Below are 8,957 nucleotides of genomic sequence, written 5' to 3'. Positions count from 1 at the left end.
TTTTTGTCGCTTTTGCTGCGGAAGCAAACCAAAAATTGCCCGAAAAGGCTGTCGAAGTCTGTGCAAAAGCCCGATAATAGGTGAAAAAACTGGTATTTGTATGGACAAGCGCCCCAAAGTGAAGTATAATAATCCGGAACAGTTGCCGGGTACGCCGTATCCGGCGGACACTGTAGCGGCGCTTTTCCGCGGCATCTGACTCTGCAATGGGTGCCGGCCCCCGCGGCCGGCCTTTTCTTATGCGCCGGAAAAGTTGTAAACATCCGGCATCATTCCTGAAATGGATGCCGAAGCCTGAAAGACAGGAGCTGCCATGTTATCAGTCAAAACCCGTGAACATATCCGCCGCCGCATGGAGATCACCGGCCCGCATCTGGCGGTGCTGCTGTGCGGAGCGGTCTCTTTGGGCGTGTCCCTGGCCGTTGTCAGCGACAGCCTGCGCATTGTGGAAATCAGCGATACCCATGGCCAGAGCGGCGTCATCGTCACCTGTGCCACCGATGTGAACACCCTGGTGGACCAGGCCGGACTGACTGCTCCCGGCAGTGAGGACGAGCTGGAGATTGTGGAGAGCAACGGCCGGGACCGCATCCATGTGCTGCGGGCCTTTACGGTGCCCGTCACCGCCGACGGCGCCACCACCGACCTGGTGGCAACCGATGAGACGGTGGGGGAACTGCTCTCCGAAGCCGGCATTGCGGTGGGGGAGCACGACATTGTGGAACCCGCCCTGGATGAGGAACTGGAGCGGGGGGACAGCGTGACCCTGCAGCGGGTGGAGTACGTGGAGTACACCACCGAGGAGGCCGTCCCCACCGAGACCGAATACCGCCAGACCAGCCTGTTCTACCGCAATCAGGACAAGGAAACGGTGCTGGAAGAGGGCCAGGACGGCCTGGACCAGGTGACCTGGCGGGAGATCTGGGTGAACGGCGAGTGCACCGAAACGGTGGAGATCGGCCGCCAGACGCTGACCGAAATGCAGCCCACCGTCATCAAGTGCTACGGCGAAGGGGTGCCGGTGTCCATCTTCCACGGCCCCGAGGTGGTGGACGGTGTGCCCACGGAGGGCGTTTCTGCGGTGTATACCGGCAAACGCTCCACCGGATACTCGGCCTCCCTGACTTCCAAGGGGGCTTCCGGCCAGCGGCTGACCTACGGCACCGTGGCCGTGGACCCCTCGGTGATCCCCTACGGGACCCTTCTGTACATTACTTCGGATGACGGCCGGTTCGTGTACGGCTACGCCTATGCGGCGGATACCGGCACCGCCATGATGGCCGGCCACGCCTTTGTGGACCTGTACTATGAATCCTACGACGAGGCGGTGACCAGTGCGGTCATCCCGGTGACGGTGTACGTCATTGACGACGAGACCGCGGCTGCCTACAAGGAGGAAAACGACGCCATCCGGGAAGCGGATCTGGCGGAGCACCACTGAAGCGCTTTTCTGTCCCTCTGTCCCTATATAAATAAGGTGCGGCCCCGTCCGGTGTGAACCGGGCACGAAGCCGCACCTTCTGTTTTTGTCTGCATTCCGGAAAGGGGAGTGCCTCAGACCTCCACCCGGCCCACAAAAGCGGTCTCGGCGGGGCCTGCCATCTGCACCGCGTCGTCGGCATCGATGGTGATGGACAAAGTGCCGCCCAGCAGCTCCACCTGCACCGCCTCGCCCCGGGGACATACCCCCCGCAGGACCATGGCGGCCACGGTGGCACAGGCGCCGGTACCGCAGGCCAGGGTCTCGCCGCTGCCCCGCTCCCACACCCGCATGACCAGGTGGTGGGGGTCCCGCACATACACGAATTCGGTGTTGGTGCCTTCGGGGAAGGCGGGGTGCTTCTCAAAGGACGGCCCGATCTCCGCCAGTGCCGCGCCGGTGGGCAGGGTGTCCAAATCCGGCCACTCCACGATGCAGTGGGGATTGCCCATGCTCACACAGGCCACGTCCCAGCTCTTTCCGGCGGCCACCAGGTCGGCATGGACCAGCGGCCCGGCCCCCAGGCCCACGGCGGGCAGGGCGTCCGGGCTGGCGTCAAACCGGCCCATGTCCGCCTGCCACATGCCGTCCCCCAGACGGCGCAGGGTCTTGCGGCCGGCCATCAGGGTATCGATCTCGATCACATCCTTGGCCATGCCGTGCTCATACAGGTACTGCGCCACACAGCGCACCCCGTTGCCGCACATGCGCCCCTCGCTGCCGTCGGCGTTGAACATCCGCATGGTGGCGTCGCCTCCGGCCAGTACCGGCGGACAGATGCAGATGATGCCGTCCGCTCCGATGGAGAAATGCCGGCGGGACAGTTTGCGGCTCCAGTCCGCGATCTGCTCCGGCAGGCCGGTCTCCCGGCAGTCCAGATAGATGTAGTCATTGCCGCAGCCGTGCATTTTGGTAAAATCCAGTTGCATAAAAGGCCCTCCTGTGTAATCTCTCCCTCTATCATATCGCGTTTGGGGCTGCCGTACAACCACCGGGCCAAAAAAACTGCCGCGGCGCTTGACAACCCGCATGGGATACGATATAAAATTACATGAAGACTTGCATTCTGCCCGCAGCGTGGGCAACCATAGATGAAGGAGAGTTTAGAATGGAATCCGAAGTTTTTGAACGCATCCGTGAGTATCTGGCTGACCAGCTGGATGTGGAGCCTGAGAAGATCACCCCCGAGAGCGATATCGTGGAAGATTTTGGGGCCGACAGCCTGGATGTCATCGACATGATCACCACCTTGTCCGACGAGTTCGGCGTGGAGATCCCCGACGAGGAGATCGAGAACTTCCACACCGTGGGCGATGTGGTCAGCTATGTGGAGGAACGTCTGTAATCTCCCGGAAAATTGTAGAAAGTGTGAGGAAAAGCAATGGCAAACGATAAGAAAAAGATGGTCGAAGCCATCACCGCGCAGGAAGTGGATTTTGCGCAGTGGTATACCGACATCTGCACGAAGGCCGAACTGGTCGAATATTCCAGTGTGAAAGGGTTTGTGGTGCTGCGCCCCTATGGCTACGCCATCTGGGAGAACATCCAGAAGAATCTGGACAGCCGCTTCAAGGCCACCGGCCACGAGAACGTTGCCATGCCTATGCTGATCCCCGAAAGCCTGCTGAAGAAGGAGGGCGAGCTGGTCAACGGCTTTGCCCCCGAAGTGGCCTGGGTCACTGCCGGCGGCAGCGAACCCCTGGAAGAGCGGCTGGCCGTGCGTCCCACCAGTGAGACCATGTTCAGTGACCACTTTGCCCATGTGCTGCAGAGCTACCGTGACCTGCCCATGCTGTACAACCAGTGGTGCAGCGTGGTCCGCTGGGAAAAGTCCACCCGTCCTTTCCTGCGCACCCGCGAATTCTGGTGGCAGGAAGGCCACACCATCCATGAGACCGCCGAGGAAGCCGAGGCCGAGACCGAGCAGCAGCTGAACTGCTACGCCGATTTCTGCGAGAACGACCTGTGCATCCCGGTGATCAAGGGCCGCAAGACCGACAAGGAAAAGTTTGCTGGCGCCGAAGCCACCTACACCATCGAAGCCATGATGAAGGACGGCAAGGCGCTGCAGAGCGGCACCAGCCATTACTTTGGCGACAAGTTCTCCCGCGCCTATGACGTGACCTTCACCGGCCGGGACAACACCCTGCAGTATCCCTTCCAGACGTCCTGGGGCGCTTCCAGCCGCCTCATCGGCGCCATCATCATGACCCACGGCGATGACGACGGCCTGATCCTGCCCCCGGCCATCGCCCCGGTGCAGGTGGTCATCGTTCCGGTGGCCGCCCACAAGGCCGGTGTCACCGAGAAGGCCCGGGAACTGGCCGCGTCCATCGGCAAGTACGCCCGCGTGAAGCTGGATGATTCCGACAAGGCTCCCGGCTGGAAGTTTGCCCAGTGGGAGATGAAGGGCGTGCCCCTGCGCCTGGAAGTGGGTCCCCGTGACATCGAGCAGGGCCAGTGCGTGCTGGTCCGCCGGGACACCCGCGAGAAGCAGTTCGTCAAGTTCGAGGACCTGGAGACCGCCATTCCGGCCGCTCTTCAGGCACTGGCCAAGGACCTGTACGACCGTGCCCTGAAGAACCGGGAAGCCCGCACCGTCAGTGCCACCACCATGGAAGAGGTCAAGGCCAAGGTGGCCGAAAAGACCGGCTTTGTCAAGACCATGTGGTGCGGCGATCTGGCCTGCGAGGAAGCCATGAAGGAGCAGGCGGGGCTGTCCAGCCGCTGCATGCCCTTTGCCCAGGAGCATCTGTCCGATGTCTGCCCGGTCTGCGGCAAGCCTGCCAAGACCATGGTCGTCTGGGGCATTGCGTATTAAGTTCGCTTTCTGGCAGCGCCCGCAGGGGCGCTGCTTTTTGGTTACGGGGACTTTTTTGCCTTCCGTCCGCTGATTTTTCCGGAAAGGTCGTTGCCGCATGTTTCTGCTTGTGACACTGGGGGTATACGCCGTGGGGCTGGTGCTCACCGCCGTGGGCAGCCGGCTGGCGGGCCGCTGCGCCACCTGGTGCTGCGCCTTGTGCGGGCTGCCCATGTGGGTGGTGTCCGGCACGGTGGCGTCTCTCAGCGTGGCTTTGCCCCAGCTGGTGCTGGCCTTTCTGGCGTCGGGGCTGTCCATCACCTCCATGGCGGTGGGGGTGGCCCTGGCGGGGGCCGTCACCGACCTGGGGCTGGTGCTGGCCCTGTGCCTGCTGCGCCGGTCGGTCACGGTGGACCGGGGGGAGTTCTGCCGCAAATGCGGCATCCTGCTGGCTGCCTGTCTGGTGCTGGAACTCTTTGCCGGGGACGGCGTGCTCACCCACACGGGGGCAGGGCTGCTCATGGCCCTGTTTGTCCTGTTTGTGCTGGAAAGCATCCTCTACCAGTACCGTCTGGCCTATGACGAGGACCTGCAGCCCATCGGGGTGGGCCCCCGCCGCCTGCCCCGCAGCGCCGCTGTGCCCGCCATGCAGACCATGGCCTTTCCGGCCATGAGCCTGACCAACAGCATGAAGAATCTGGCCGGCATGCTCTTTGGGGCCGCGCTGCTCACGGTGGGGGCCTGGGCGCTGCTGTACAGCGCTACGGTGTTTGCCAATCTCACCGGTACCATCCAGGCGCTGTGGGCGGCCACCCTCATCTCCTTCGGGTTCAGCCTGCCCCTGCTGGCCGAAGTTTTGCACCATCCCTTCGGTTCGGTGTGGAAAAAATTTGCGGTGCGCTGCCGGGTGCATCCCCCGGCCGCCCTGCCCATGCAGATGCTGAACAGCGCCATCCTCAGCCTGACCTTTGTGCTGCCCGTGTGCAGCCTGACCTATCGCCAGCACCTGCCGGTGGGCGCCCAGTTCCGCCGGTACGACATGCCGGCCTGTCTGGCCCTGGGGCTGATCCTGCTGCTGCCCGCCCTGCTGAAAAAGCGGCTCTACCGCTGGCAGGGAGCCCTCTGCTTTGCCATTTATCTCATCTATGTGGCGGCGGTGCTGCTGGCTCCGCTGGCCGGCGCCTGAACCATTCCAGACAAAAACCGCCCCGGGAACCTTGCGGCTCCCGGGGCGGTTTGTTGTTGTTACAGGGATTTCTGCATCCAGTAGGCATCGGCATAATGGCCGTCGGCGTATTTCATGTTGTGGGGCAGGGTGCCGCAGCGCACAAAGCCCAGCCGTTCATACAGAGCCACGGCGGGCCGGTTTTCGGCCATGACCGTCAGTTCCGCCTGCTCATACCCGGCAGCTTTTGCCTGCGCCAGCAGGGCGGTCATCATGGCAGTGCCGATGCCCTTGCCGCAGAACTTCTGATACAGGGCAATGGAAACTTCGCACCGGTGGGCCACCCGCCGCCGGAAAGGCCCCACCGATACCAGAGCGCAGCTGCCCGCCAGCTCGCCCTTATAAAAGCCCAGCAGCATCAGATCCCGGGGGGAATCCAGCCGCCCCTGCAGAAACTGCTGTTCCTGGCCGAGAGAAAAGCTGCTTTCCCCCGGTTCCCGCAAAAGGTAGGGTGTTTCGGCGGTGGTACCTTCCAGATAGGCCAGCACCGCTTCGGCGTCCTGGGGGCCGGCGCTGCGCAGGGTCAGGGAACTGCCGTCCCGCAGAGGGACTGTCTGTTCAGCAAAAACCATGAGGTTGTGCCTCCTTTTATTCGGTGTGGCCTACGGGCAGGGTGAAGGTGAACCGGCACCATTTGCCCTGCTCGCTCTCGGCCTTGATCTGGCCGCCGGACAGGTTGATGAGCACCTTGCAGATGTGCAGGCCCAGGCCGCTGCCCCGGGTGTTCAGGCCCCGGGAGCGGTCCTCCTTGTAGAAACGCTCAAACACAAAAGGCAAAGCTTCGGGAGAGATACCTTCGCCGGTGTTCTCCACCGCCACCACCACCATGCCGCCGTCCCGTTTCACCGAGAACCGGATGATGCCCTGGGGCGGGGTGAACTTGATGGCGTTGTCCACCAGATTGTACACCACCTGATGGATCAGGTCCGGGTCGGCGTAGACCGGTTCCCTGGCCGGTTCCAGCCCCTGGATGTCGATCTGCCCGTCCTCGATGCGCTTCTCGTCGGACAGCACCACGTCGGTGATGGTGTCCCAGATGTTGCAGTTGCGGGCCTGGAATTTGTATTCCCCGGATTCCAGCTTGGTGATGTCCAGCATGTTCTGCACCAGGCGGGCCAGCCGTCCGGTCTCCTGGGAGACGATGCCCAGATAATGCTTGTACTCTTCCTGGGGGATGGTGCCGTCCAGCATGCCGTCGATGAAGCCCTTGATGCTGGTCATGGGGGTGCGCAGCTCGTGGGCGATGTTGCCCATGAACTGGCCCCGGGCGTTGTCGATGGTCTGCAGGCGGGCTGCCATGTTGTTGAAGGTGGTGGCAAAGTCGGCCAGCTCCTCACACCCGTCCACCGGGGCCCGGGCGGTGAAGTCCCCGCTGCCCAGCTGTCGGGCGGCCTCCCCGATCTGCTCGATGGGGGCGCTGATCTTGCGGGCAAACAGGATGGAGATGGCGCTGGCAAAGATCAGGATGCCCACCGCCGACATGAGGAAGATGCTCAGAAGGTCGCTCACATACTGGTGCAGGGCGTCCATGGAGGTGGCCACAAACAGATAGGCGTTGGTGGTGGGGCCTTCGATCAGCCGTCCGGCGGTGTAGTATTTGGTGCTGAACACCCCGTCCAGGGTATCCTCGCTGTAATAGTCCACCCCGCTGTTCAGCACGTCCAGGACCTCGGCGGGCACGCTGGCCCCGGTCAGGTCGGCGGCCTCGGTGTGCAGGATGACCTTGCCGGTGGGGTCGGTGATGAAGATGACCGCGTCGGCGGAGGTATGGAAGAGCTCAAATCCGCTCTCAATGTTCTCCTTCAGTGCCTCGTCGGTGATGGGCCGGGTCACATCGCTGCCCTGGTCGGCAAACCGCTGGCTCAGGGCGGTGGCGCCGTCCAGCACGCTGGTCAAAGCGCTCATCCGCTCGTTGGAAAAGTAGGCGATGGACAAAGCACTCTGGATGCCGCACATCAGAGCCAGACTCAGCAGCAGGACCAGGGCAATGCTGGTGAACAGCTCGCGGCTGATGGTTTTGCGATGCACTTTACTCTTTCACCTCGAACTTGTACCCCACGCCCCAGACGGTCTTCAGGCACCACTGGTCGGAAGCGCCCTCCAGCTTTTCCCGCAGACGCTTCACATGTACGTCGATGGTGCGGGAATCGCCGTAATACTCAAAGCCCCAGACTTCGTCCAGCAGCTGGTCACGGGTGTACACCCGGTTGGGGTGTCCGGCCAGACAGGCCAGCAGTTCCAGTTCCTTGGGCGGGGCGTCCACCACCTTGCCCTTGACCTTCAGCTCGTAGCGGTTCATGTCCAGGTGCAGGTTGTCAAAGCTGTACACGCCCTTGTCCTCCTCGTTGGACACGGCACACCGGCGCAGCACCGCCTTGATGCGGGCGGTGACCTCCTTGGTCTCAAAGGGCTTGACGATGTAGTCGTCGGCGCCCAGTTCCAGGCCCAGCACCTTGTCGTAGGTCTCGCCCTTGGCGGTGAGCATGATGATGGGGGTCTTGTGGTTCTGGCGGATGCGGCGGCAGACTTCCCAGCCGTCCATATCCGGCATCATCACGTCCAGCAGCACCATGTCCGGGTGCAGCTTGTCAAATTCCTGCAGAGCGGTCTTGCCGTCGTAGGCCAGCGTCACCGCAAAGCCCTCCTTGACCAGATACAGCCGCAGCAGTTCACAGATATTTTTGTCGTCGTCCACGACGAGGATTTTTTCGTTCGCCATTCCGGAATTTCCCTCCAATAGATGGTATTTCTCTTATTATACGGGGCAAATGTTGAAAAATAAAGAAGAAACCGTACATTTTCCCTTTTTTGGGCAAAGAAACAGGCAAAGATTTTTCCCGCTCTTCCCCGGCGGCCCCGTATATGGTATACTGAAGAAAAATCCCGCCCTCTGCAGGAAAGGAGCGTTGCCCATGGCCGGTTCGTATGTATGGGAAGACCGCAAGCGCATCATCTTCGGTCTGCCCTTCACCTTCACCACCTATCACCTCACCAAGGAAAAGCTGCTCATCCGCAGCGGCATCCTCAACACAAAGGAGGAGGAAATCCGCCTGTACCGCATCATGGATGTGACCCTGAACCGCTCTTTGTGGGAGCGTCTGTTCGGGCTGGGCACCATCCACTGCTGCTCGGCGGACAAATCCACCCCGGAATTCGACATCCGCTGGATCCCGCACTCTGCCGATGTGAAGGAGACCCTCTCCAACATGATCGAGGAGGAGCGTCAGGCCAAGCGGGTGAGCAGCCGGGAATTCATGACCGACGAGGGCGACGGGGACGACGACATGATGTGAAGCCCTTTATCAGCACACAGAAGCGGCAGGGAACAGACCCTGCCGCTTTTTGCTGCCTGCCGCCCCTTGCCTGTTGGCTCCGGGATGTGTATAATAAACACTGGTATAAAATGCAGCAGTACGCCAAAGGAGCGAATCGTAATATGAAACTCGGTATCG

General features: G+C 61.8%; 10 protein-coding genes. 6 read left to right on the top strand and 4 right to left on the bottom strand.

From position 1 onward, the window contains the following. Together Q0K17_RS09005 and Q0K17_RS09000 are read left to right on the top strand one after the other, a co-directional pair. Positions 1-199 (top strand): hypothetical protein (locus Q0K17_RS09005; protein WP_294542415.1); only part of this gene is annotated, 199 nt, incomplete at its 5' end. A 114-nt stretch (positions 200-313) separates the two neighbouring features. Then, positions 314-1,441, top strand: a complete 1,128-nt coding sequence (locus tag Q0K17_RS09000) for a 3D domain-containing protein (RefSeq protein ID WP_294542413.1) — start codon at positions 314-316, stop codon at positions 1,439-1,441. Between the two features lie 113 nt (positions 1,442-1,554). Here Q0K17_RS09000 and dapF read toward each other — a convergent pair whose 3' ends face one another. After that, on the bottom strand, positions 1,555-2,409 hold the full coding sequence (dapF, locus tag Q0K17_RS08995) for a diaminopimelate epimerase (protein WP_294542411.1): 855 nt from the start codon (positions 2,407-2,409) through the stop codon (positions 1,555-1,557). Positions 2,410-2,588: 179 nt separating this feature from the next. Between dapF and acpP the strand changes: the two genes are divergently transcribed. The 3 genes from acpP to Q0K17_RS08980 all read left to right on the top strand — a co-directional run bounded on the left by acpP (position 2,589) and on the right by Q0K17_RS08980 (position 5,466). Beyond that, on the top strand, positions 2,589-2,825 hold the full coding sequence (gene acpP / locus Q0K17_RS08990; protein ID WP_294542409.1) for an acyl carrier protein: 237 nt from the start codon (positions 2,589-2,591) through the stop codon (positions 2,823-2,825). A 36-nt stretch (positions 2,826-2,861) separates the two neighbouring features. Beyond that, positions 2,862-4,301, top strand: a complete 1,440-nt coding sequence (gene proS, locus Q0K17_RS08985) for a proline--tRNA ligase (protein ID WP_294542408.1) — start codon at positions 2,862-2,864, stop codon at positions 4,299-4,301. Between the two features lie 97 nt (positions 4,302-4,398). Beyond that, positions 4,399-5,466 carry a hypothetical protein gene (locus Q0K17_RS08980; RefSeq protein ID WP_294542407.1) on the top strand — a complete coding sequence of 356 codons (1,068 nt, stop codon included), beginning with the start codon at positions 4,399-4,401 and terminating at the stop codon, positions 5,464-5,466. Between the two features lie 59 nt (positions 5,467-5,525). Here the strand turns inward: Q0K17_RS08980 and Q0K17_RS08975 are convergent, their stop codons facing one another. The 3 genes from Q0K17_RS08975 to Q0K17_RS08965 are packed head-to-tail and all read right to left on the bottom strand — an operon-like array spanning position 5,526 to position 8,224. Beyond that, positions 5,526-6,077: a GNAT family N-acetyltransferase gene (locus tag Q0K17_RS08975; RefSeq protein WP_294542406.1), complete on the bottom strand. Its 552-nt coding sequence runs from the start codon at positions 6,075-6,077 to the stop codon at positions 5,526-5,528. Between the two features lie 16 nt (positions 6,078-6,093). Continuing rightward, a complete protein-coding gene (locus Q0K17_RS08970; RefSeq protein ID WP_294542405.1) occupies positions 6,094-7,533 on the bottom strand; it encodes a HAMP domain-containing sensor histidine kinase in 1,440 nt (479 codons plus the stop codon). A gap of 1 nt (position 7,534) precedes the next feature. Beyond that, positions 7,535-8,224, bottom strand: coding sequence for a response regulator transcription factor (locus Q0K17_RS08965; protein WP_294542404.1), 690 nt, complete (start codon positions 8,222-8,224; stop codon positions 7,535-7,537). A gap of 193 nt (positions 8,225-8,417) precedes the next feature. Between Q0K17_RS08965 and Q0K17_RS08960 the strand changes: the two genes are divergently transcribed. Beyond that, positions 8,418-8,798 carry a PH domain-containing protein gene (locus Q0K17_RS08960; RefSeq protein ID WP_294542403.1) on the top strand — a complete coding sequence of 127 codons (381 nt, stop codon included), beginning with the start codon at positions 8,418-8,420 and terminating at the stop codon, positions 8,796-8,798. Positions 8,799-8,957 lie beyond the last annotated feature (159 nt).

It is taken from the genome of uncultured Gemmiger sp. (genome assembly GCA_944388105.1).
Lineage (GTDB): Bacteria > Bacillota > Clostridia > Oscillospirales > Ruminococcaceae > Gemmiger.
The sequence above is the reverse complement of the archived record's forward strand: the minus strand, read 5'-3'. Positions and strand labels throughout refer to the sequence as shown.